This is a genomic window from Streptomyces sp. NPDC057939, assembly GCF_042887545.1.
GTDB lineage: Bacteria > Actinomycetota > Actinomycetes > Streptomycetales > Streptomycetaceae > Streptomyces.
On record NZ_JBHVPG010000027.1, the window covers coordinates 90,991 to 114,206 of the forward strand.

The 23,216-nt window shown below is 71.4% G+C and carries 17 protein-coding genes; 8 read left to right on the top strand and 9 right to left on the bottom strand.

Annotated elements, in window-relative coordinates:
- Positions 1-89: 89 nt before the first annotated feature.
- Positions 90-1,169, top strand: a complete 1,080-nt coding sequence (locus ACFVS6_RS26400; RefSeq protein ID WP_389707500.1) for a membrane dipeptidase — start codon at positions 90-92, stop codon at positions 1,167-1,169.
- Here ACFVS6_RS26400 and ACFVS6_RS26405 read toward each other — a convergent pair.
- On the bottom strand, positions 1,166-2,485 hold the full coding sequence (locus ACFVS6_RS26405) for a glycosyltransferase family 87 protein (RefSeq protein WP_389707502.1): 1,320 nt from the start codon (positions 2,483-2,485) through the stop codon (positions 1,166-1,168). The two genes, ACFVS6_RS26400 and ACFVS6_RS26405, sit on opposite strands and share 4 nt — an antisense overlap.
- Before the next feature lie 78 nt (positions 2,486-2,563).
- Complete coding sequence (locus ACFVS6_RS26410) at positions 2,564-3,907, bottom strand: UDP-glucose dehydrogenase family protein (RefSeq protein ID WP_389707504.1); 1,344 nt, start codon at positions 3,905-3,907, stop codon at positions 2,564-2,566.
- 182 nt (positions 3,908-4,089) lie between these two features.
- Between ACFVS6_RS26410 and ACFVS6_RS26415 the strand changes: the two genes are divergently transcribed.
- Positions 4,090-5,262 carry an acyl-CoA dehydrogenase gene (locus ACFVS6_RS26415; protein ID WP_281206420.1) on the top strand — a complete coding sequence of 391 codons (1,173 nt, stop codon included), beginning with the start codon at positions 4,090-4,092 and terminating at the stop codon, positions 5,260-5,262.
- Between the two features lie 104 nt (positions 5,263-5,366).
- Here ACFVS6_RS26415 and ACFVS6_RS26420 read toward each other — a convergent pair whose 3' ends face one another.
- Complete coding sequence (locus tag ACFVS6_RS26420) at positions 5,367-6,893, bottom strand: glycosyltransferase family 39 protein (protein WP_389707506.1); 1,527 nt, start codon at positions 6,891-6,893, stop codon at positions 5,367-5,369.
- A gap of 295 nt (positions 6,894-7,188) precedes the next feature.
- On the opposite strand from ACFVS6_RS26420, the gene ACFVS6_RS26425 reads away from it, so the two are divergent.
- From ACFVS6_RS26425 to ACFVS6_RS26435, 3 genes are all read left to right on the top strand, one after another.
- A complete protein-coding gene (locus ACFVS6_RS26425) occupies positions 7,189-8,538 on the top strand; it encodes an acyltransferase family protein (protein WP_389707508.1) in 1,350 nt (449 codons plus the stop codon).
- A 114-nt stretch (positions 8,539-8,652) separates the two neighbouring features.
- A complete protein-coding gene (locus tag ACFVS6_RS26430) occupies positions 8,653-9,735 on the top strand; it encodes a sugar phosphate nucleotidyltransferase (RefSeq protein ID WP_389707510.1) in 1,083 nt (360 codons plus the stop codon).
- Positions 9,736-9,759: 24 nt separating this feature from the next.
- Entirely contained in the window at positions 9,760-10,566 is an 807-nt protein-coding gene (locus ACFVS6_RS26435; protein ID WP_385580737.1) for a polyprenol monophosphomannose synthase, read from the top strand.
- 78 nt (positions 10,567-10,644) lie between these two features.
- Here the strand turns inward: ACFVS6_RS26435 and ACFVS6_RS26440 are convergent, their stop codons facing one another.
- Positions 10,645-11,982 carry an LCP family protein gene (locus ACFVS6_RS26440; protein ID WP_389707512.1) on the bottom strand — a complete coding sequence of 446 codons (1,338 nt, stop codon included), beginning with the start codon at positions 11,980-11,982 and terminating at the stop codon, positions 10,645-10,647.
- Positions 11,983-12,088: 106 nt separating this feature from the next.
- On the opposite strand from ACFVS6_RS26440, the gene ACFVS6_RS26445 reads away from it, so the two are divergent.
- Positions 12,089-12,625: an acyl-CoA thioesterase gene (locus ACFVS6_RS26445; RefSeq protein ID WP_385580731.1), complete on the top strand. Its 537-nt coding sequence runs from the start codon at positions 12,089-12,091 to the stop codon at positions 12,623-12,625.
- 24 nt (positions 12,626-12,649) lie between these two features.
- Here ACFVS6_RS26445 and ACFVS6_RS26450 read toward each other — a convergent pair whose 3' ends face one another.
- Positions 12,650-14,143 (bottom strand): LCP family protein, encoded by a 1,494-nt coding sequence (locus ACFVS6_RS26450; RefSeq protein ID WP_389707515.1) that lies wholly within the window; start codon positions 14,141-14,143, stop codon positions 12,650-12,652.
- Between the two features lie 158 nt (positions 14,144-14,301).
- On the opposite strand from ACFVS6_RS26450, the gene ACFVS6_RS26455 reads away from it, so the two are divergent.
- Positions 14,302-15,327 carry a glycosyltransferase family 2 protein gene (locus tag ACFVS6_RS26455; protein ID WP_389707517.1) on the top strand — a complete coding sequence of 342 codons (1,026 nt, stop codon included), beginning with the start codon at positions 14,302-14,304 and terminating at the stop codon, positions 15,325-15,327.
- A 71-nt stretch (positions 15,328-15,398) separates the two neighbouring features.
- Here ACFVS6_RS26455 and ACFVS6_RS26460 read toward each other — a convergent pair whose 3' ends face one another.
- The 4 genes from ACFVS6_RS26460 to ACFVS6_RS26475 all read right to left on the bottom strand — a co-directional run bounded on the left by ACFVS6_RS26460 (position 15,399) and on the right by ACFVS6_RS26475 (position 21,403).
- Positions 15,399-17,099 (bottom strand): LCP family protein, encoded by a 1,701-nt coding sequence (locus tag ACFVS6_RS26460; RefSeq protein WP_389707519.1) that lies wholly within the window; start codon positions 17,097-17,099, stop codon positions 15,399-15,401.
- Between the two features lie 168 nt (positions 17,100-17,267).
- Complete coding sequence (locus ACFVS6_RS26465; protein WP_389707521.1) at positions 17,268-19,001, bottom strand: LCP family protein; 1,734 nt, start codon at positions 18,999-19,001, stop codon at positions 17,268-17,270.
- Positions 19,002-19,224: 223 nt separating this feature from the next.
- Positions 19,225-20,460, bottom strand: coding sequence for an LCP family protein (locus ACFVS6_RS26470; protein ID WP_389707523.1), 1,236 nt, complete (start codon positions 20,458-20,460; stop codon positions 19,225-19,227).
- 199 nt (positions 20,461-20,659) lie between these two features.
- The gene (locus ACFVS6_RS26475) at positions 20,660-21,403 is read right to left on the bottom strand and encodes a TIGR03089 family protein (protein ID WP_389707525.1); all 744 of its coding nucleotides are present in this window, start codon (positions 21,401-21,403) and stop codon (positions 20,660-20,662) included.
- 139 nt (positions 21,404-21,542) lie between these two features.
- On the opposite strand from ACFVS6_RS26475, the gene ACFVS6_RS26480 reads away from it, so the two are divergent.
- Positions 21,543-22,997 carry a peptidoglycan recognition protein gene (locus ACFVS6_RS26480; RefSeq protein ID WP_389707527.1) on the top strand — a complete coding sequence of 485 codons (1,455 nt, stop codon included), beginning with the start codon at positions 21,543-21,545 and terminating at the stop codon, positions 22,995-22,997.
- The last annotated feature ends 219 nt before the right edge of the window (positions 22,998-23,216 follow it).

Below are 23,216 nucleotides of genomic sequence, written 5' to 3' on the forward strand. Positions count from 1 at the left end.
AACGCCACATCCGCCGGGCGGCTCACACGCCCCACGTGTCACGGTGGCACCAGCCTCCCCCTGCTGCCGCCGAGACCGGAGCCAAAGCCATGGCCGACCTGCAGGAAGAACCCCACACCGTGGGCATCGGTACCCAGGACCCACCCGCCCCCGCCCCCGCCCCGGCGAGGCCGGTCGGAGCCCTGGACCGGGCAGCCGCGCTGCTCGCCGTCCATCCCGTCGCGGACGGCTGCAACACCCTCGTGTGGACCCTGCGCCAGAGCCCGTACCACGACATCGAAACCCCCGACACGGGCGTCGACACCGACATCCCCCGCCTCCGCTCCGGCGGCGTCGGCGCGCAGTTCTGGTCGCTGCTCGTGCCCCCGGACCCGGCGGCCGCGGACACCGACCCCGACCAGGTCGTGTCCGACACCCTCGAACAGATCGACGCGGCACTGGCCCTGATGCGCCGCTACCCCGACGGCCTGTGCCTCGCGCTCGGCGCCGACGACATGGCCGACGCCCGCAACCGCGGCCGGATCGCCTCGTTCCTCGGCCCCGTCCCCGGCCGCACGCTCACGGACTCACTGGGCGCGCTGCGCGCCTTCCACGCCCTGGGCGTACGCATCGTCGCGCCGGCCGGAGCCCCCTGGGCGGAGGACGAGCTGACGGCCTTCGGCCACGAGGTGGTCAGGGAGGCGAACCGGCTGGCGGTGCTGCTGGACCTGACGGGCTGCGCACCGGCCGTGGCCTGCCGCGTCACGGCGGCCTCGAAGGCCCCGGTGGTGGTGTCGAACACCGGCGCGCACTCCCTCAACCCGCATCCGGCCAACGTCACCGACGAGGTGCTGCTCGCCCTGCGGGCCGCGAACGGGCTGGCGATGGTCACCTTCGACACGGAACGCACGGGCGACTCCCTGCACGCGGTCGCCGACCACGTCGAGCACGTACGGGCACTGGCCGGCCCGGAGGGCGTCGGCCTCGGCGCCGCCTTCGGCTCGGAGCGGGGACGCCCCCGCCCCGCCGGCCTGACCGACCCCTCGGGCTACCCGAGGCTGATCGCGGAACTCCTGGACCGCGGCTGGTCGGAGGCCGACCTGGCGCTGCTGACCTGGGGCAACGCCCAGCGGGTGCTGCGCGGCGTGGAGTTCACGGCCCGCGCCGCCCAGCACCGCAGAACGGCCTAGAAGGCGCCCCGGGAAGCGGCCGGGAGCGCGGGCTCGGCAACGACGGTCGCCCTCCACAGCCGCAGGCCGGACCACACGGTCGCGTACAGCAGGATGCCGTTGCGGGCGCACAGCAGGAACGTGCCGAGCCCGGTGGTCCCCAGGATGTCCGGGCCGTACCAGACCGGGAAGATCAGCGAGGTGAGCGCGGTGGCGACCGCGAGCAGCCACGCGATCGGGCGCTGGGTGGTGTGACGCGAGCTCAGGCAGACGGCCGCGAGGCCGAGCAGCCAGATCATGTACTGGGGGCTGATGACGCGGCTGGTGACCGTGAACATCATGATGGCGAACAGCGCGGCGTCGGACGGGGTCGACGGCGACCAGCGGTTGGCCCTGACGCGCCACAGCAGGAGCAGCAGGAAGCCGATCAGGGTCAGCGCGAGTGAGGCCCGCGCGATCTCCGGCACGTACGGGCCGACGTACTCGTAGGCGCCGTACTGGAAGCGGATCCAGCCGGGCCACACGTCGGCGAGGCGGGCGGCCATCAGCACGGAACCGCCGAGGGACTCGATCTGGACGCCGCGGTCGCCCTGGTTGCCCAGGAAGCCGAGGGAGTCGCGGAACAGCGCGGCGAAGACGGCCAGCAGTGCGACGCACGACAGGGCTGCCGCGGTGACGGCCTCGCGGGTGGACCTGCCGCGCGGGGTGCCGAGCAGGGTCAGCAGGGGCCAGACCTTGACCATGCCGCCGATGCCCGCGATGACGCCGCCGAGCCGGGGCCGGTGGCGCAGGCAGAGCAGCGAGCCGACGGCGAGCAGGGTGACCTGGACGTCGTAGCGGGCGAACGGGGTCGCCATCAGCAGCGGCAGCGAGACCACCCACAGGACCGCGCCGGCCATGCTGCCGTCGTCGCGGCGGGCGGCCCGCACGAGTCCGAGGAGGATCAGGCCGTCGCACAGCACGGTCAGGGCGACGAAGGCCTGGAAGTAGGTGAGGAAGGGCAGCAGGTCGGGGGAGAGGAAGACGGCCGCCGCCGCGGGCGGGTACTGCCACATGATGTCGTCCTGCGGCACGGTCCACGTGACGAGGATGTGGTACCAGTCGTAGTACGTCTCGGTGACCTCGACCCGGACGATGCTCGACGCGTGGAAGTCGTTGACGAGCATCCAGAGCATCGCCGCCCGAGCGGCCACCCACAGGCCCGCGATGCCGAGAAGGGCCCCGGGACCCCGGAGGGCCGCTTCGAAGGACCGCCGCCGATCACGGGTGCCGGGTGCCGTCGTCGCGTACGCGGTCGCCTCGGGCGCCCTGGTCGGTGGGGTGCTGGTCGTGGTCATCGGCCCGCAGTCTACTCAGTCAATTTGTCCGCATTTTGTACTGAACGCCGTTGAAATGGCGGGGCGTCCCGGCCGGGATCACGCGTGCGGTCGCCCCATGGCGCGGTACGTCCAGCCCGCCGCGCGCCAGCGCAGCGGGTCGAGGGCGTTGCGGCCGTCCAGCAGGAGCCGGTCTGTGACGACCTCGCCGAGCGCGGCGGGGTCGAGGTCGCGGAACTCGCGCCACTCGGTGAGGTGCAGGACGACCTTGGCGCCGCGGGCGGCCCCGACCGCGGAGTCCGCGTACCCGAGGGTGGGGAAGACGCGGCGGGCGTTGTCCATGCCCTTGGGGTCGTAGACGGTGACCTGGCCGCCCTGGAGGTGGATCTGACCGGCGACGTTGAGGGCGGGGGAGTCGCGGACGTCGTCGGAGTCGGGCTTGAAGGTGGCGCCGAGGACGGCGACCCGCTTGCCGAGGAAGGAACCGCCGACCGCCTCGCGGGCCAGCTCGACCATGTGGCCGCGGCGCCGCATGTTGATGGAGTCGACCTCGCGCAGGAACGTCAGGGCCTGGTCGGCGCCGAGCTCGCCGGCGCGGGCCATGAAGGCGCGGATGTCCTTGGGCAGGCAACCGCCGCCGAAGCCGATGCCGGCACGCAGGAACTTCGCGCCGATGCGGTCGTCGTGCCCGATGGCCTCGGCGAGCTTGGCGACGTCGCCGCCCGCGGCCTCGCAGACCTCCGCCATGGCGTTGATGAAGGAGATTTTCGTCGCGAGGAAGGAGTTCGCGGCCGTCTTGACCAGTTCGGCGGTCGGGAAGTCGGTGACCACCATCGGGCTGCCCTCGGCCATGGGCGTCCCGTACACCTCGCGCAGCAGCTTCTCGCCCCGGTCGCCGCGGACGCCGATGACGATCCGGTCCGGGTGGAGGGTGTCCTGGACGGCGAAGCCCTCGCGCAGGAACTCCGGGTTCCAGGCCAGTTCGACGTCCTCGCCCGCCGGGGCCAGCGCGGTCAGCTTCGCGGCGAGGCGTTCCGCTGAGCCGACGGGAACCGTGGACTTGCCGACGACGAGCACGGGCCGGGTCAGGTGCGGGGCCAGCGACTCCATCGCGGCGTCGACGTACGACATGTCGCAGGCGTACTCGCCGTGCTTCTGCGGGGTGTTCACGCAGACGAAGTGGACGTCGCCGAACTCGCCCACCTCCTCCCAGGAGGTGGTGAAGCGCAGCCGCCCGCTGGAGCCGGGCAGACCGGCGACGTGCGCGGCGAGCAGGTCCTCCAGCCCCGGTTCGTACATGGGCACCCGGCCGGCCGCGAGCATCTCGATCTTCTCCGGGACCACGTCCAGCCCCAGCACCTCGAAGCCCAGCTCGGCCATCGCGGCCGCGTGCGTCGCGCCGAGGTAGCCGGTGCCGATCACAGTGATCTTGAGGGGGGCCATGAGTGCTCCAGAGGTGCGGGGCCGTTTGCGGCAACCGAGCATAGTCGCGCCCCGGGCGGGGGACGCTCCCGCTGTCACGCAGCTCACGTGCGCCGTACATATCGCTGCCGGGGCGCCGGACATTAAGATTTGGGTTACTTAACGGTAGTTAGCATCGTGCACACCTTGGGGAGTGAGAGATCTTGGCGGGTTCTGCCGACTTCGACCTGTACCGCCCGGCGGAGGAGCACGACATGCTCCGCGAGTCCGTCCGCTCGCTCGCCGAGGCGAAGATCCTGCCGTTCGCGGCGGCGGTCGACGAGGAGTCCCGCTTCCCGCAGGAGGCCCTCGACGCCCTGGTCGCCAGCGACCTGCACGCCGTCCACGTCCCCGAGAACTACGGCGGCGCCGGCGCGGACGCGCTCGCCACCGTGATCGTGATCGAGGAAGTGGCCCGCGTCTGCGCGTCCTCCTCCCTCATCCCGGCCGTGAACAAGCTCGGCTCGCTCCCCGTGATCCTCTCCGGATCCGAGGAGCTCAAGGCCAAGTACCTCGGCCCGCTGGCCAAGGGCGACGCGATGTTCTCGTACGCCCTCTCCGAGCCCGACGCGGGCTCCGACGCCGCCGGCATGAAGACCCGCGCCGTGCGCGACGGGGACTTCTGGGTGCTCAACGGCGTCAAGCGCTGGATCACCAACGCGGGCGTCTCCGAGTACTACACGGTGATGGCCGTGACCGACCCCGAGAAGCGCTCCAAGGGCATCAGCGCCTTCGTCGTGGAGAAGGGCGACGAGGGCGTCTCCTTCGGCGCCCCGGAGAAGAAGCTCGGCATCAAGGGCTCCCCGACGCGCGAGGTCTACCTCGACAACGTCCGCATCCCCGCGGACCGCATGATCGGCGCCGAGGGCACCGGCTTCGCCACGGCGATGAAGACCCTCGACCACACCCGCATCACCATCGCGGCCCAGGCGCTCGGCATCGCCCAGGGCGCCCTGGACTACGCCAAGGGCTACGTCCAGGAGCGCAAGCAGTTCGGCAAGCCGATCGGCGACTTCCAGGGCGTGCAGTTCATGCTCGCGGACATGGCCATGAAGATCGAGGCCGCCCGCCAGCTGACGTACTCGGCCGCCGCCAAGTCGGAGCGCGTCTCCGCCGGGGGCGACAAGGAGGACCTCACCTTCTTCGGCGCCGCGGCCAAGTGCTTCGCCTCCGACGTGGCCATGGAGGTCACCACGGACGCCGTCCAGCTCCTCGGCGGCTACGGCTACACGCGCGACTACCCGGTGGAGCGCATGATGCGCGACGCGAAGATCACCCAGATCTACGAGGGCACCAACCAGGTCCAGCGCATCGTCATGGCGCGCAACCTGCCGTAATCCCGTACCCGCAGGTCGACGTACGCGAGAAGGCCCCCGGCGAAACACGCCGGGGGCCTTCTCGTGCTGTTCGCGTGGGACGCCGCGCGGGGGTTCCCGGCCGCTCAGCGTTCCAGCAGGGTGACGGTCATGCCGGGCACCTTGGTCACCGTCCGGCGGGGGAAGGCCTGGTCGAGCGCCTTCACCTCGGCCGGCTCCAGACCCTTGAGCGGTTGGCCCTGGGGGGTGTCCTGCGTCACGGCCCACACCCGGCGCGTCGTACCGAGGCAGGTGGCCGGATCGGCGCACATCCGCGCGTACAGGTCGCCCAGCTCGACGGAGCTCTCGGCGACGAGGACGTCCTTGAGACGGACGTCGGAAGGGAGGTAGTAGTCGAGGGCGATGTTGAACTGGAGGTACCGCAGCTCGCCGCGGAGCGTCACGAGGCCGTCCCCGGGCTTGTGGTTCTCGGCGATCACGGCGGCCGCCGCCCGGGCGTCGAACTGCTCGCGGGAGAACGGCTTGCGGATCTGGTACTGGCCCGCCATGCCGACGACCAGGACCCCGGCCAGGCCCACGGCGGCCAGCGCGCGGGGCCGCAGGGCTGCCAGGCCCGCGCCCGCGAGAACCGCCCAGGCGGGCAGCGTGAAGAGCAGGTAGCGGTCCAGGAAGTAGGCCGTCGAACCCTGGGAGGCGATCCACAGGGCGAGGATCGGCAGGACGGCGGTCGCGCCCACCTCGAAGGCCGGGCGGCGTCCCTGTCGCCACGCCAGGGGCAGGACGGCCATCGCCAGGACGCACAGGCTGACCCAGGCCGAACCGTAGAGCCCGCGCCAGAAGACGTCGCCGACGTACTGGAGGCTCGGCCTCCCCAGCCAGTTCAGTTGCCTGCCCACCTGGCGCTGGCCCAGGACCACGAGCGGCAGGACGGGAAGCAGGGCGACGACCACCGACAGCACGAACCCGGTGAGGATCCGACGCTCGCGCCCGTCCCACCACCGACCCAGGGCGATGAGCGCGTGAGCGGCGAGGAACACGAGCGCCACCATGTGGAAGACGCCGGCCGCGGCGACGCCCACGGCGTAGAGCGCCCAGCGCCCGAACGTCGGTCGTTCGAGGGCGCGCAGCAGCAGGTAGGTCGCGGCAGCGGCCGCGAGCACGACGAACGCGTACCCGCGCGCCTCCTGCGCGTAGCGGGAGACGGACGGGATCAGGGCGAACAGCACACCCGCCACCAGGGCGGTGCGGGTGTCGAACAGCTTCCTGGCGGTCAGCGCGACGAAGGCGGCCGCACCGGCCATCGCGAGGGCGGACGGCAGCCTGAGCACCGGCAGGGAGTGGCCCAGCAGCGAGGTCCACTGCTGGATGAAGAGGTAGTAGACGCCGGTGACCGCGTCGACGTTGTCCAGGAGGTGCAGGAGTTCGCCCGGCGTGCGGTCGATGGCGTTCCAGGTGGCCAGCTCGTCACGCCAGAGTTCGACGCGGCCGCTCCCGCGGACGCCGAGCGCGAGGGTGAGCAGGGCCGGCCACAGCCAGACCGGGCCCAGGACGCGGGCGACGACGCCCTTCGCCCCGCGGCGGCGTCCGGAGTGCCGTTGCCCGTCGGCCGGATCACCGGCCGGGGGAGCACTGCTGGTTATGCTCACGCTCATTGCGGCAAAGCCCCTGACATCTCTCGCCGGGACCTGGCCGATCCCTGTGGGTACGAACTGCGCGGATGACGCTCCCGCCGGGCCCCGGAAGGCCCGCGGCGGCGACGGCGGCCGTGCCGCGTGTGCCGGCGCACCCTGCCAAGTATGGCCGCCCCCGAAGCCGATTCTCCCTGTCCCGATCGCGCCCGCGGAACCATGGAGAAAGGTAACAAGTGGACTACGGTTGGTCCTCAGACCCTGGACGGGGCCGCCGATACGAAGGGCCGCCCGATCTTCTGGGCTAGCCTGCACTGCTGTGACCGTGATTGAACAGCAGTCGGAGAGCCGGCCGACCAGTACAGGCGCCGTGATCGCCGACCGGCCCGCGGTGCGACTGGGATGGCTCGACGCCCTGCGCGGAATAGCGGCGCTGCTGGTGGCCGTGCACCACTTCAGGGTGCTGGAGCTCATACCCGGCGGGAAGTTCGTCAGCACGAACTTCGACCTCGGCATCTACTCCGTGATGCTGTTCTTCCTCGTCAGCGGATACATCGTGCCGGCCTCGCTGGAACGACGCGGTGACGTACGGGGATTCTGGATCGGCCGGATCTTCCGGATCTACCCGCTGCTGATCGTCGTCATCGCCGTGTCCCTGATCGTCCTGCCCGCGAACCACGCCGCGGTGCCGGACGTCGTGGTGGACCACCCGGTCAGGTCGACCCTCGCCAACACGCTGCTGCTGCACGAGATGCTCAACATCCCCAGCGCGATCGGCGTGATGTGGACCCTCTCCTACGAGATGGTCTTCTACTTCTTCGTCACCGCCCTCTTCGTGATCGGCCGCCACCGCCTGAGCGCCCAGATCTCCCTGGTCTTCGCCACGTTGGGGCTGCTCTTCGGGGCCGCCGTCGGTTCGCAGCTGATCAGCACCGACAAGGGCTCGACGCGCAACCTGATCCTCGCCTGCTGCATCGTCACGGTCATGGGCATGGTGTGCGTGCTGAGCGGCCGCAAGGAACTCACGCGGATCGGCGCCCTGCTGCTCGGCGGGCTCGGCCTGCTGCTGATCCTCGGCAACGCCCGGGCGCCGTTCTTCGAAACCATGATCATCTTCGCGACGATGTTCGCGGGCACGGCCGTCTACCGGATCCAGAACCATCAGGGCGACCGCCTGCTCGGTGCCGTGTGCTGCGGGTTCGTCCTGGTCGCCGGCCTCGCCGCCGGCTACATGTACAACCGCGGCCCGGCCAGGTACCAGACGTGGACCGAGGGCTGGAAGGGCTTCGTACTGCCCTACCTCGCCGCGTGGCTGACGTTCGGCATCGGCATGCTGCTGCGCCGGGCGAAGTGGCCGAAGGTGCTCACCTGGCTCGGTGCGATCAGCTATTCCGTGTACGTCACCCACGTTCCCGTGCTCCACGGGGTCCGCTGGATGGTGGAGGGCATGGACATTCCCAAGTCCGGGCCCGGCAAGTTCATCCCGACCGCCATCTTCATGGCGTTGGTCTTCGTCGTGAGCCACCTGACCTACAAGCTCGTGGAACTGCCCGGACAGCGCCTCGGCAAGCGTCTGCTCAAGAAGCTGGACCGCGGGCGTCGGGACGAAACGGCGAATGTGTCGAAGAACTCCCCGGCCGACGGGCAACCGTCGACCCCCCGGTACTGATCCCTGTAGGAGCGGGGACCGGGACCGGCCGCAGGGCTTCGGCCCGGCCTTCGCAAGCCCTCCGATGGGCTAAATTTGACGCTTCGTACGCCTGAACCGTTTGGGGAGAAAATAATGACGGAAGCGATCCTGCTGGTCGGTGGGCAGGGGACGCGACTGCGCCCCGTGACGGTGAACACCCCCAAGCCGATGGTTCCGGCCGCAGGCGTCCCCTTCCTCGCCCACCAGATAGCCAGGGCCGCCGCCGCCGGTGTCACGCACATCGTGATGGCCACCTGCTACCTCGCCGAGGTCTTCGAGCCCTACTTCGGTGACGGCTCCGACTTCGGCATCACCCTCGAGTACGTCGTCGAGGACGAGCCCCTCGGCACCGGCGGCGCCATCCGCAACGCCGCGCAGCGCCTGACCGGCGGCCCGGACTCCCCCGTACTCGTCTTCAACGGTGACATCCTCACCGGCCTCGACATCGCCGGCCTCGTCGAGTCCCACCGGACCGCCGACGCGGACGTCTCCCTGCACCTGGTGCGGGTCGAAGACCCGCGCGCCTTCGGCCTGGTGCCCACGGACTCCGAGGGCCGCGTGCTCGCCTTCACCGAGAAGCCGCAGACCCCCGCGGAGATCGTCACCGACCAGATCAACGCCGGCTGCTACGTGTTCCGCCGCAGCGTGATCGACTCCATTCCGGCCGGCCGATCGGTATCCGTCGAGCGCGAGACCTTCCCGGGGCTGCTCGCCTCCGGTGCCAAGCTGCACGGCGTGACCGAGGACACCTACTGGCTGGACCTCGGCAAGCCCGAGTCCTTCGTCCAGGCCTCGGCCGACCTCGTCCGCGGCATCGTGGCCTCGCCCGCGGTGCCCGGCCCGCGCGGTGAGGCCCTCGTCCTCCCGGGTGCGCACGTGGCCGACGGCGCCAAGCTGTCCGGCGGCACGGTGGTCGGCGCCGGTGCCCGGATCGAGGCGGGCGCGACCGTCAAGGGCTCGATCGTGCTGGACGGCGCGATCCTCGGCGCGGACACGGTGGTGAACGCCAGCCTCATCGGCGCGGGCGCCTCCGTGGGGTCGCGCACGGTGCTGAACGGCGCGGTCATCGGTGACGGTGCCGTCGTGGGGGCCGACAACGAACTTCGCGCGGGGGTGCGGGTGTGGTGCGAGGCGGAACTTCCCGCTGCCGCCGTCCGCTTCTCCTCGGACCGGTGACCAACTCCAGTGAGGCATAACCCTGTGATAGGCGAGCAGCAGACCCCCCGCGCGACCGACGTCGCGAGCACGAAGCTTCCGGACACCTGGGCGCACACGCCGCTCACCGTCGTCATGCCCACGTACAACGAGGCCGGCAACCTGCCGGGCATGGTCGAGCTGATCATGGGCCTCGACCAGCCGGGCCTGCGCCTGCTGATCGTCGACGACTCCTCGCCCGACGGCACCGGCAAGATCGCCGACGAACTCGCGGAGGGCTTCCTCACCGAGGACGGCAAGCCGCGCATGTCGGTCCTGCACCGCACCGCGAAGGACGGCCTCGGCCGCGCCTACGCCGCCGGCATGGCCAAGGCCGTCGAGGACGGCGCCGAGTACGTGCTCCAGATGGACGCGGACGGCTCCCACCCGGCCGGCAAGATCGCCGAGATGCTGGGCGTCGCCCGCTCCACCGGCGCCGGTCTCGTCGTCGGCAGCCGCTACGTTCCGGGCGGCACCCTGTCCGACGCCTGGGGCGCGCACCGCAAGCTGCTGTCCCGTTGGGCCAACGCCTACGCGAGCACCATCCTGGGCACCCGCGTCCGCGACATCACGGGCGGCTTCAACCTGTGGAGCGCCGACGCCCTCAAGGCCATCGACCTGGCGTCGATCGGCAGCGCGGGCTACAGCTTCCAGGTGGAGATGAAGTTCAAGGCGCTGCGCCGCAACTTCCAGGTCATGGAGGTCCCGATCCACTTCGAGGACCGCACCGTCGGCGAGTCCAAGATGAACCTCGCGGTCCAGTTGGAGTCCATCGCCATGCCGTGGAAGCTCCGCGCCCGCGCCGGCAAGTAACCGCGCGCGGTAGGCCCGTCGTACGAAAGGGGCACCCCCTCGGGGGTGCCCCTTCTCGTCGTGTCCGTCCCGGACCGCTCACTGGCTCCGGACGGTGACCTTCTCGTCGTTCTGGATCTCCTTGACGAGCTGCTGCACCTTCGCCTTGTCCCACACGAGGTTGCCGCCCCGCTGGCCGGAGATCGGCATGTTCATCGACACGCCGTCACCGCTGTTGACGCCCTTCATCGCGAAGAACATCTGGCCCAGGTCCCACAGGCCCATCTCCTTGTCCACGATCAGGGTATCCAGGCCCGCCCCCATCACCGGGTAGAGCGAGAAGGGGTTGAGGACGGTGCTCGGCGTGGCCGCCTGGCTCGCCAGCGCCGCCAGGAACTTCTGCTGGTTCTTGGTGCGCTGGAGGTCCGACTCCGCGAAGGCGTAGCGGGTCCGTACGAAGGCCAGCGACTGCTCGCCGTTGAGGGTCTGGCGGCCCGCCTTGAAGTCGGCGCCCGACTTCTCGTCCTTGAACGCCTTCTCGATGTCCAGCTCGACCCCGCCGAGCGCGTCCACGATGTTCGCGAAGCCGGCGAAGCCGATCTCGGCGTAGTGGTCGATGCGCAGGCCGGTGTTGAACTCCACCGTCCGCACCAGCAGCTCCGGGCCGTCCTCCGCGTAGGCGGCGTTCAGCTTGACCCGGCGGCCCTGGGAGGGGAACTTCTTGCCGGACTGGGACCCGACGAAGGAGGGGATCTCCACGTCCGAGTCGCGCGGCAGCGAGATCATGGTGTTCCCGCCGGAGCACTTCGCCAGGATCATCATGGAGTCCGTGCGCTTGCCCTCGGCGGAGCCGGTGTGGAGCTTCTTCTTCTCCTCGGCCGACATGCCCTCGCGGCTGTCGGAGCCGACGATCAGGTAGGTCGTGCAGTCGCCCTCCTTGGGGCGCTCGATCACCTTGGAGAGGTCGACCTCGCGGCGCACCTTGGAGTCGGCCCAGAAGTAGGTGCCGATGGTGGTCACCACGAGCACGGAGGCCACGACGATCGAGCCGACCTTGATCCGTCGACGCCAGTCGACGGCCCCGCGGGCCGGGCCGGGCCCTCCTGTGCCGCCGCCGCCCGGCGGCCGCTGCCCCGGGCCGCCCGGGCCCGACGGCGAACCGTAGACCTGGCCGGTGTTGTAGCCGCTGTCGTAGCCGCCGTCGCCGGGGCCGCGGGTCTGCTGCGGCGGGACCCCGTACGCGGGCGGACCCGCAGGGGGCGCCGACTGCGGGGGGACCGGCGGTCGGGCCGGGCGCTGCGGGGGCTGCGGCTGCCGCTGGACGTGACGCATCCGCTGCGCGCCCTCCGGCTGGGCCTGCCCGCTGCCGTGTCCGTACCCGTCATCGCGGCGGCCGCGCCCGTCGCGCTCGCCGCTCCACCCGTCCCAGTCACTCATGCGGACAAGAATGCCTGCCCGGGCGTGTCGGACGACACCCCGGTGGGGGGTTCGTACCGGTGCTGTTGCACACCTGATGCCTGCGGTACCGATTTAAGGTGGCTGTATGACAGACATACCGGCCGAACCGCAGGGCAAGCCCGTCTCGGCCTCCCGCACGACCCTCAGCCACATCATGACCGCGAGCGACACCAACCTCCTCGGCACCGTGCACGGCGGTGTGATCATGAAGCTGGTGGACGACGCGGCGGGCGCCGTGGCCGGTCGGCATTCCGGCGGTCCCGCCGTCACCGCCTCCATGGACGAGATGGCCTTCCTGGCCCCGGTCCGGGTCGGCGACCTGGTCCACGTCCGGGCGCAGTGCAACTGGACCGGCCGCTCCTCCATGGAGATCGGCGTGCGGGTCCTGGCCGAGCGGTGGAACGAGTCCACCCCCGCCACCCAGGTCGGCAGCGCCTACCTCGTGTTCACGGCGGTGGACTCCGAGGGCAAGCCCCGCCAGGTCCCGCCGGTGCTCCCGGAGACCGAGCAGGACGAGCGCCGCAACCAGGAGGCCCAGATCCGCCGCACGCACCGGCTCGCCCGTCGCCGGGCGATCACCGAGCTGCGCGAGCGACGGTCCGCCGAGGGCCTGGACGACTGACCCGCCCCGCCCGGCCGGGCGGGGTCACTTCCCGCACACCACCTGGTCGCCGGTGACCACCCCGAACGCGCCCTGGTACGGGTCCTCCGCCCGTACCGGCACGACCTTCCGGTAGTCGGTGCCCGCGATCACCAGCACCGTCCGGCCCTGGCGCGGCACCGCCCGCAGCTCGCTGCCGGGCAGGGCCGTCGCGACCGTGCGCGCGGAGCGGTCCCAGCGGGGGTCGTAGGCGATCACCGTGCGCCGCACGTCCCGACCGGCGCCGTTGCCCGGGGCCCCGGTGGTGTTGAAGCCGGTGGCGCGCAGCGCCGAGTCCACCCGGCCGCCGAGCCCGTCGATCCGGGTCCCGTTCTCCACCTGCACCTTGATCTGGTTCGGCGGCACGTCGACCGGCACCGCGGCGGGCCGGGCCGTCCCCCCGGTGCGGGCGGGGGCCAGCGGCCGGTCCTGACGGACCGACTCGAACAGCTTGGCGGCCTTCGCCGCGTCCCACTTCACCGTCGACCCGATGCCCTTGACGGCGTACGAGGCGTCGCCGACCGGGACCGAGGCGAACTCGGAGGACGAGGGGGTGAAGTCCCGCATGGCCTGGCCCAGGGCCAGCATCTGCTCCGAGCCGAAGTCCTTGTCGGCCCGGACCGAGCCCAGCAGCGTGGAGCTGACCTCCTTGAACTTCACCGGGTTCAGCAGCACCCCGCCCCCGGTGGCCTGCTTGATCAGCGCGGCGACGAACCGTTGCTGGCGCTGCATCCGGCCCAGGTCGGAGGCCCCGTCGATGTGGCGGGAGCGGACGTACTGGAGGGCCTGGCCGCCCGTCAGCCGGTGCGTGCCGGGCAGCAGGTCGAGGCCGGTGTAGGTGTCGCGCATCGGCTTGGCCGTGCAGATCTCGACGCCGCCCATGGCGTCGACGGTCTTCATGAAGCTGGTGAAGTCGACCTCCAGGTAGTGGTCGATCTTCACCCGGGTCATGTTCTCGACCGTGCGCACGGTCAGGTTCGGCCCGCCCTCGGCGTAGGCGGCGTTGAGCTTCACAGGGTGGGCCTTGTGCGGTTTTCCGGTCACCAGGTCGTGGTGTGCGGGGACCTCGGCGTAGCTGTCGCGGGGCAGGCTGATCACGCTCGCCCGCTCCTTGTCGGCGGACAGGTGCACCAGCATGATCGTGTCGGTGCAGCGGCAGGGCGCGCCGCCGAGCCGGTACTCCCGCTTCTCCTCCTTGGAGATCCTGTCCCGGCCGTCGGTGCCGACGAGGAGGAAGTTCAGGCCGTGTCCGGCCTGAGGACGGTTCTTCATGTCCTTGAAGGGGTCCACCCGCTGGATCCCGGTGTCCAGGCCGGTCATCACCGCGTGCCCGACGGCCCCGGACCCCAGCACCACGATCGACACCCCGGCCGCGATCCGCACCCCCCACCGCGGCTTGTCGCCCCGGCGCCGGGCCTGGGGGCCGCCCCGCCGCGCACGCTGTGGCTGGGGCGGCCTGGCGGGTCGGGTGGGACGGTGCGGCTGGGGCACGAGGGACACCTCCGCGGGGGAACAGCAGGGCAACGGTCGGCTGATCTTCGGATTCGTCAGAACAGTAGGCCCATACGATCAGCGTCTGTCCGTACCGGCCGTCCGGCGCGCACCCGGTTCCCCCGTACGCGGTAACGTGACACCGATACCCGACCTTGAAGGACCACATGCCCGCGCAGCAGCCCGCAGTCTCGGTGATCATGCCGGTGCTCAATGAGGAGCGCCATCTGCGCGACTCCGTCCGCCACATCCTCGGACAGGAGTACGCAGGCGAGATGGAGGTGGTGATCGCGCTCGGGCCGTCCACGGACCGCACCGACGAGATCGCCGCCGAGCTCGTACGCGAGGACCCGCGTGTCCACACCGTCCCGAACCCCACCGGCCGTACGCCCGCCGCCCTCAACGCCGCGATCGAGGCCTCCCGCCACCCGATCGTCGTCCGCGTCGACGGCCACGGCATGCTCTCCCCGAACTACATCGCCACCGCCGTCCGCCTCCTGGAGGAGACCGGCGCGCAGAACGTCGGCGGCATCATGCACGCCGAGGGCGAGAACGCGTGGGAGGAAGCCGTCGCCGCCGCGATGACCTCGAAGATCGGCGTCGGGAACGCGGCCTTCCACACGGGCGGACAGGCCGGCCCGGCCGAGACCGTCTACCTCGGCGTGTTCCGCCGCGAGGCCCTGGAGCAGCAGGGCGGCTACAACGAGGAGTTCATCCGCGCCCAGGACTGGGAGCTGAACTTCCGCATCCGTGAGGCCGGCGGTCTCATCTGGTTCTCGCCCGAGCTGAAGGTCCAGTACCGCCCCCGCCCGTCCGTACGGGCGCTGGCGAAGCAGTACAAGGACTACGGCCGCTGGCGGCACGTGGTGGCCCGCTACCACTCCGGCTCGATCAACCTGCGCTACCTGGCCCCGCCCACCGCCGTCTGCGCCATCGCGGCCGGCCTGGTGGCGGGCGCGACACTCACCCCGTGGGCGCTCGTGGTCCCGGCCGGCTACCTCGCGGCGATCACCGCCGGCTCCGTGCCCGCCGGCAAGGGGCTCCCGCTCAAGGCCCGGGCACAGATCCCGGTGGCCCTGGCCACCATGCACATGTGCTGGGGCTTCGGGTTCCTGACGAGCCCGCGCTCGCTGGCGGCGAAGGTCATCGCCAGCCGCCGTCCGTCGGTGCGCCGGGACTCCTCCGAGGTCTGAGCGGTACGCGCAAGGGGTGACCCCCTCCCTCACGGGACGGGGTCACCCCTTTGGGTCACCGACCGCCGGACCTACCAGCGGTACGGCTTGTAGACCTCCATGCAGGCCCCGCTGTCGGAGCCGTTGAGGGCGTCGGCCGTGTCCGGTACCGAACCGGCCTCGGGCGGCGCCTGTTGCGGGTACGCGGAGCCCTCGCGCCAGTCGGCGCCCACGATCAGCGTGATGCGGGAGACCTGCGCCGACTGCTGCGCCGCCGTCGCCGGGATGCCCAGCGCGGCCGCGACGCTCTGCGCCTCGTCGGCGAGGTCCGCGGTCGGGTAGCGCACGACGGTGGTCTTCTCGGGGGTCAGCGCGCTGTCCGCGCGGGCCGAGGTGAAGCCCTTCGCGACCAGGGCCTCCGTGACGGCGCTCGCCCGCTGGGGCGCCAACGGCATTCCGGCCGCGGTGCCGTTGACCACGTGGACGGCGATCTTGTCGTTGGCGGTGACGGGCGCCTTGGACTGGTCCTGGACGGGCGTCCCGGGCTGCGAGGCGCTCGCGGCGGGCTGCGGGGAGCCCGCGGACGGCTGCGGGCTCGGGGAGGCTTCGGGGGCCTTCGGTGCGCCGTTCTTGTCGAAGGCGATGTCCTTGCGGAGCATCGTCCACATCTTCTCGGCGTCCGCCGTGTTGACCACGAGCCGGTTCTGGTCCCGCGGGTCCGGGAAGGTCGGCATCGTCGTCATGGTGATGCGGTTGGTCGGTACGTGCTTGAGCTCCATGGTCAGGTTGAAGAGCTTCTTGACCGACCCGATCTCCTCGGAGACCTCCAGCGCCTTGGTGCCCGCCTCGGCCAGGGCCGTGATCCGGCCGACGTCGGTGAAGGCGTTCTGGCCCTTGAGCTCGCGCATCATCGAGTTCATGTACATGTGCTGGGCCTGGGCCCGGCCCAGGTCGCTGCTGAAGGCGTGGCGGGTGCGCAGCCATTGGAGGGCCTGCTCGCCCTTGACCTTGGTGGTGCCGGCGGGGAGCTTGAGGCCGGAGCCGCCGCCGTCGGTGCCGAGCGCACGGTCCCAGACGTTGTCCTTGACGCAGACCGGGACCCCGCCTATCGCGTCCGCCATCTGCACCACGCCGGTGAAGTCGATCGTCATCCAGTGGTCGATGTAGACGTTGGTCAGCTTCTCCCACGTGGCCAGGGTGCAGCCGGGGCCCCCGCGACCGAGGGTCTCGTTGATCATCGCGGTGGTCTTCTTGAACTTCTCGCCGGTCTTCGGGTCCGTGCACTCGGGTATCTCGACCCGGGTGTCGCGCGGGATGCTCACCACGGAGGCGTTCTCCCGGTCGGCCGACACATGGAGCAGCATCTGCACGTCCGCGAGGGGCGGCGCCCCGACGCTGTCGTGGCTGCCGCCGAGCTCCAGGTTCTCCGGCTTGTTCCGGCTGTCGGAGCCGAGCAGCAGGATGTTCAGCGGGCGCTGGCCCTTGGCGTTGGCGCGGGACTTCTCGACGCTGCTGTCGCCGCTCAGGCGCTGGCCGCTGCGGATGTTCCCGTCGAGGTGCCGGTAGTAGAGGTACCCGGCCGCGGAGGTTCCCAGGATCAGGAACGCCATGACGGACGCCACCCAGAACAGGGTGCGGCGTCTGCGCCGCCGCACCGGCCCCCCGCCGCCCGCGGCCCCGGAGCCGGAACCCCGTCTCTGCGGGGGCACCGTGCCGGCTGCCTCCGCATCGCCGGATATGCCGCCGGCGGCCCGGTCGGGCGCCCCCTCCCCCCGCACGCTGCTGTGCCTCACGCGTACCCCCCTCAAGATCACTGTCGTCGGTGTGGTGCCGGTCCTACCGGCTACCGCCCGTTATTTTCGGCGGTCTTCCTGTGCGCGCCGTCGGCGGGCGCCGCTGTTCGGTCGGGGCCCGGCGACGGCCCCGGTCCGGCGCCGTCGCCGAACCGGTCGGTCGACCGGTCACTTCGCGCAGACGGCCTTGTCCGCCTCCAGCCGCTGGAGCCCCTCGGGCGCCTGCGGAGTGGCCGCGGCCGGGTTCAGCGGGGCGCCGGGCTCCTTGAAGTCGGCGCCGAGCGTCAACTTCATCGGGGCCTTCGGTGCGGCGTCCGTCGTACCGATCTTCAGTGCGGACGCGGACAGGCCCATCATGTCCGCCAGCGCCCGGGCCTGGTCCGCCTGGTTGGGGGCGTACTCCAGCTGGGTGCTGCCGAGCTTGACCGAGGCGTTGCCGTGGTTGCTCGCCCGGTAGACGCCCTTGCTCTGCTGGAGCCAGGTCAAGGTGGTGGAGGCGGACCCCGAGGGCCCGCCGCCGTTGTAGACCTCCACGCGGACGTCCCCGGCGGGCGCGCGGTTGCCCTGGAGCAGTGCGTCCTGCTTGTTCTTCGCCTCGGTGTCGGCCGCCTCCTTGGCGGCCTCCTTCTGCTTCTCCACCTCGGTGAGCGAGACGTCGCCGCGGATCATCTCCAGCAGCGGATCGGCCTGGGCGGAGTTGACGACGACGGTCAGGTTCTGGTTCGGGGGATCGTTCGGGTTGTCGATCACCGGAAGCGTCGTGAAGGTGACGTTCTTGAGGTCGATGTCCTTCAACTCGCCGGCCAGATCGGTGAGCTTGCCGATGGAGCCGAGCCCCTGGTCCACGGTCAGCGACTTGGTGGCGGCCTCGGCCAGCGAGAAGAACTTCTTCGGACTGGTCAGGGTCTCCTTGGACTTCATCTCGCGCATCATCGAACCCAGGAACTGCTGCTGGGTCTTGATCCGGTCGAGGTCGCTCTTCAGACCGAACGCGTGCCGGGTCCGTACGAAGGCCAGCGCCTGCTCGCCCTCCAGCCGGTGCTCGCCGGCCTTCAGGTCGAGTTTGGAGGCCTCGTCCTTGACGTCCTTCTCCACGCACACCGGAACCCCGCCGACCGCGGTGCTCAGGCTCTTCACGGCGTTGAAGTCGACCATCATGAAGTTGTCGACGGGGACGCCGGTGAGCTCCTCGACCGTGCGCATCGTGCAGCCCGGGTCCCGCCCCTCCTGGCCCAGGCTGTTGTTGAAGCGGGTGTTCTTGCTGCCGGGGATGTCCTTGGTCGACCCGTCCACCTTCGTCGGGCAGGCCGGGATGTCGGTGATCAGGTCGCGGGGGATGGACAGCGCCGTGGCGTTGGAGCGGTCCTTCGACACGTGGAACAGGATCGTGGTGTCGGCGTGGCCGACGCTGTCCGTGTCCCCGTAGCCCTGGTTGCCCGCGCCGCTGCGCTTGTCGGTGCCGATGACCAGGATGTTGATCGGCTGGTCCTTCTTGAAGCTGCCCGCCTTGCGCCCCGTGTCGATGACGTTCAGGTTGCTGTTCAGGTGCTCGAAGTACAGGTACGCCCCCGCCGCGCCGCCGACCAGCAGGAACGCCAGGGTTCCGCCGGTGACCGCCAAGCGCTTGCGGCGTCGGTCCGAGGCGCCGCCGGCCTTGCGCGAGCGTCCGCCGCCGCGCCGCCCTCCGGGCGGTCCGTCGCCCCGACGGGGCTTGGGAACGGCGGGGGAGGGAGCCTCGGGGGCGACAGGGGTTCTGCGGCGGGATCTGCGCGGTGGCGCGACGGTGGGCGGCTGCGCAGGGGAATGGCCCAGTTGCAGTTCGTAGTTGCCAGTGCGGGGATTGAGGACCCACTGGTCTGCGGGGTCGATCTCGTCCGCCCGCCCACGGCTTTGCGCATCCACGGTTGCTCGAATCCTCCGTCGGTGCTTCGCGACGCGCCTCCCCCCAGGCACGCGGTCAACGATCCGGCTGCTGGTGCACGGCCTCTTGGCCGGCCGGTGCACCGGATCGCTCACCTTATCCGGCCGGGTCGCCACCAAACCATGCCGGGGACAAAATCCACTCCCCTTATAACGGCCCAAAACCCCCATGCGGCGCGGTCGGATGCCGGCTTTTTGGATTGCTTTACCGGCAATCGGCCTGACCTGCGGTCGTTCCCGTGAAAGTGGGGACGGGCGTGGGGGTGGCGCCGGTTCCGATTTTCCCGTCCGCCTCGGCCGCGCTTTCGTCCTCCGCGCGCGCGTCCGCACGTTCCCGCAGGTCCTGCGCACCCTCCCGGTCCGACTCCGGATCGGGCGGGGTGACCGTCACCGGCCGGTCCTCGCGCAGTTGCCGGAACAGCCGGTGCGCGTCCGGCTCGACCAGTTCGTCCCGGTTGGGGTTGCTCGGGTACGGACGGCGCGGCACCGTCAGGAACTTGACCTGCTCGGTCGGTATGTCCCTTACGCTCCGCACGAGTTCGTACAGCCCGCGCAGCGAGGCCAACCCCGGGTCCGTGGTCACCGAGGAGGTCGCCGCGTCCAACACCGGATACAGCCGGGCCGGGTTCAGCAGGACCCCGTTGCCCTGCACCTTCTTGACGAGCGAGCCGAGGAACTGCTGCTGACGCTGCATCCGTTGGGTGTCGCTGCCGTTGCCCAGGCTCTGCCGGGCCCGGACGAAGCCGAGGGCCTGCTCGCCCCGCAGCAGGTGGCGCCCCGCCGTGAGCCGCAGCCGCGCCTCCGCGTCGTCCACCGGCTCCTTGAGGCACACCTCCACCCCGCCGACCGCGTCGACCATCCTCTTGAACCCGCCGAAGTCCACCACCATGTGGTGGTCGATCCGGATCCCGGTGAGCTTCTCCACCGTACGGATCGTGCAGGCGGCCCCGCCCCACTCGAAGGCCCAGTTGAATTGGACGAACCGCTCCCCGGTGCGGGTGCCGTCGGGCTTCAGGCAGCTCGGGACGTCCGTCATCAGGTCCCTCGGTATCGACACGGCCGTCGCGCTCCTGCGGTCCTTCGGAAGGTGCAGCAGGATCGTGGTGTCCGAGCGCTGGGTGCCCCGGTCCTGGCCGTAGCCGGAGTTTCCCGCGCCGGCGCGGGAGTCCGAGCCGATCAGCAGGATGTTCTGCGCGCCCGTCCCGAGGTGGGCCGGGCGCTCCCGCTCGTAGCGCTCCAGCTCGGCGGCGGCCGAGGCGTCCGCCGTGATGTTCCCGTCCAGCTTGACGTACAGCCACCACCCCACCGCGGCGCCCGCGAGCACGAGGAGGGCCAGGCCGAGGCCGATCCAGCGCAGCATCCGGCGCCTGCGGCCGGCCGGGGCCTTCGAAGGGCCCCCGGCCGGACCGGCGCCGTCAGGTATGCCCGCGCGGTCCGTCACTCGCGTTCCGTCCCCTCGGCCGCCGTGGAAGAACGGGCCGTGCGGGTGAGCACGACCTGGAGCCGAGTCTCCCCCCGGGCGACGGGACCGGCCCGGGGGCAGGGTGCCGTCAAGGGCCATGTGGGTGACAAATCGCGTGAAGTCGGGCAGATGGGTTGGGGGGAGGGGGTCAGGGACCCCGCCCCGGCCCGCCGGCAGGTCAGGCCCGGTGCGTGACCCGCTCACTCTCCACCCGCTGCGCCAGCCCGGCCTCCGACAGCGCGTCCAGGTTCCGGCACAGCACCACGGACCCGCCGGTGGCCAGCGCCCCGAAGAGCCCCGCCGACAGGCCCTCCCAGGTGTCGTAGCCCAGCCCCGACAGCACCCGTGAGCCGTCCCCGCGCCCGGCCGCGTCGGCGCGCGCCCGCGCGACGAGCTCCGCGTACGAGAACTCCTCGCCGCCGACCACCAGGCCGGGGTCGTCCGCGTCGACCGGGGCGAACGGCGCGAACCGGTCGCCCTGCCCCGGCACCTCCACGGCGTAGTCCGCGAACCCGGCGGGCGGCTGCGGGAAGCGCCCGCCCAGCGGGCGCAGCGCGAGCGCGACCCGCTCGCCCTTGCAGGCGCGGGCCTCCTCCAGGGTGTCCGGCCCGCTCACCACGAGGTCCGCGCCGGCCGGATCACCGCCCACCTCGACGACCACGCCGACCGACGCGCAGGCGAGCAGCCACACGGCGCTCTGCCAGTGCGCGGGCAGCAGCAGCGCGAGCCGGTCGCCCGGCTCGGCGGCCAGGTCGCCCTGGAGCAGATTGGCGGTCTTGGCCACCCAATTGGCGAAGGTGGCGACGGACAATTCCACGCGCTCGCCCGTGGCGTCGTCGTAGAAGGTGACGAGGGGGCGGCCCGGATCCGCGGCCAGAGCGGATCGCAGCAGGTCGGCAGGGGTGCGGTCAGTGGCGTTCACCCGCCCCAGCGTACGCGGGGCCTTCCCCCGTACGGAGGGCAACGGCTCGGCCGTCCAGGGGAGGCGGCCCCGGCCGCCATCGGACGGATCGTCAGTTCTCCGATGGCGGTTCGTGGTGACTGAGTTCAGCATCGCTTCCATGCGTGGATTCCTTGCTTCCTCGATCGGCGTCGCGACGGCTGCCGCACTGGTCCTGCCGCTCGCCCTCACCACTCCGGCCCTGGCCGCTCAGTCCGGCACGGTCGTCCCCGAGACCCCAGCCGGGTCCACCCAGTCGCTGCCGCTCGTCCCCCTGGGACCCTCGGCCGGCCGGATCCCCGGCGTCCCCGGCATGAGCGCCTCGCCCGGCCTCCCCGAAACGCGGGACCTGCCCGAAACGCAGGGCCTCGACGCACCCGAGGTCAAGACGTTCTCCCTGGTCGGCATCGTCTGGGACGACGCCGCCACCCAGCTCCACGGGGTCGTCCAGGTCCGCACCCGCTCCGTCGAAACGGCCTCCTGGTCCGACTGGCAGGACGTGGAGACCCACAACAGCGAACACGCCGCCGACCCCGACACGGCGGAACGCGGATCCGGCCGCGTCCGCGGCAGCACCGCACCCCTGTGGGTCGGACCGTCCGACGGCGTGGAGGTACGGGTCCAGGCGGAGGCCGGCGCGGAGGCCGGTGGGGCGGGGACCCGGGCGGCGTCCCGCCGCCTTCCCTCCGGCATGCGCATCGAACTCGTCGACCCCGGGGCGGACCGGCCGCCCACGGTCGTCGACGGCAAGAACGGCATGCCCGGCGGGGTCGGGGGCCGTCCCGTCGAGGACGACAAGGGCCAGGTGGGCGCCCTGCCCGGCATGACCATGGAGATGACGGAATCCTCCTCCGCCAACCTCCCGCACGCCCCGCTCGGCGCCCACGAGATCGTCGCCCTCGACAAGGCCGACTCCACCGCCGACGCGATCCTCGCCGGGGAGGGCACCATCGGGAAGGCCGCCCCCTACATCGGGCCGCGCCCGCGCATCGTCACCCGACAGGGCTGGGGCGCCGACGAGAGCCTGCGCGAGAAGGGCTTCGTCTACACGAACACCGTCAAGGCCGCCTTCGTCCACCACAGCGCCTCCGGCAACAACTACGCCTGCAAGGACGCCCCCGCGGTGCTGCGCAGCCTGTACCGCTACCACGTGGTCAGCAGCGGCTGGCGGGACGTCGGCTACAACTTCGCCGTCGACAAGTGCGGGACCGTCTACGAGGGACGGGCGGGCGGGGTCGCCAAGGCCGTCCTCGGCGCGCACACCATGGGCTTCAACACGGACAGCATGGGCATCGCGGTGATCGGCTCCTACTCGACGACGGCCCCGCCCGCGGCCGCCGTCAACGCGGTCGCACAGCTCACGGCGTGGAAGCTGGGCCTGTTCGGGGTGGACCCGCGGGCCAAGGCCACCCTGAAGTCGGGCGGCGGCAACCTGTACAAGAAGGGCAGCAACGTCAAGCTGAACGTCATCTCGGGCCACCGCGACGGCTTCGCGACGGAATGCCCGGGCCGACTGCTGTACGGGGAACTGCCGCCGACGCGGACGTCGTCGGCGAAACTCCAGGGCCGCCCTTGACCTGGCCGGTCGGGGGCGGGGTCGGTGCTTCGGCCGGTGCGGGGCGGGTGCTTCGTCCGGTCCGGGGCTGCGGGTGGGGCCGGGCTTCGGCCGGTGCCGGTGCCGGTGCCGGTGCCGGTGCCGGTGCCGGTGCCGGTGGCTGGGGGTGGGGCGGGGTCGGTGCCGGGGTGGGGTGTCGTCCGGGACGGGCATGATTTATGGCGCCCTGTCCGGGTCTCC

What these genes read in the sequence shown, in the direction of transcription:
- ACFVS6_RS26400 (WP_389707500.1), top strand. Translation starts at nt 90, where the DNA reads ATGGCCGACCTGCAGGAAGAACCCCACACCGTGGGCATCGGTACCCAG.
- ACFVS6_RS26405 (WP_389707502.1), bottom strand. Translation starts at nt 2,485, where the DNA reads ATGACCACGACCAGCACCCCACCGACCAGGGCGCCCGAGGCGACCGCG.
- ACFVS6_RS26410 (WP_389707504.1), bottom strand. Translation starts at nt 3,907, where the DNA reads ATGGCCCCCCTCAAGATCACTGTGATCGGCACCGGCTACCTCGGCGCG.
- ACFVS6_RS26420 (WP_389707506.1), bottom strand. Translation starts at nt 6,893, where the DNA reads ATGAGCGTGAGCATAACCAGCAGTGCTCCCCCGGCCGGTGATCCGGCC.
- ACFVS6_RS26430 (WP_389707510.1), top strand. Translation starts at nt 8,653, where the DNA reads ATGACGGAAGCGATCCTGCTGGTCGGTGGGCAGGGGACGCGACTGCGC.
- ACFVS6_RS26440 (WP_389707512.1), bottom strand. Translation starts at nt 11,982, where the DNA reads ATGAGTGACTGGGACGGGTGGAGCGGCGAGCGCGACGGGCGCGGCCGC.
- ACFVS6_RS26445 (WP_385580731.1), top strand. Translation starts at nt 12,089, where the DNA reads ATGACAGACATACCGGCCGAACCGCAGGGCAAGCCCGTCTCGGCCTCC.
- ACFVS6_RS26455 (WP_389707517.1), top strand. Translation starts at nt 14,302, where the DNA reads ATGCCCGCGCAGCAGCCCGCAGTCTCGGTGATCATGCCGGTGCTCAAT.
- ACFVS6_RS26480 (WP_389707527.1), top strand. Translation starts at nt 21,543, where the DNA reads ATGCGTGGATTCCTTGCTTCCTCGATCGGCGTCGCGACGGCTGCCGCA.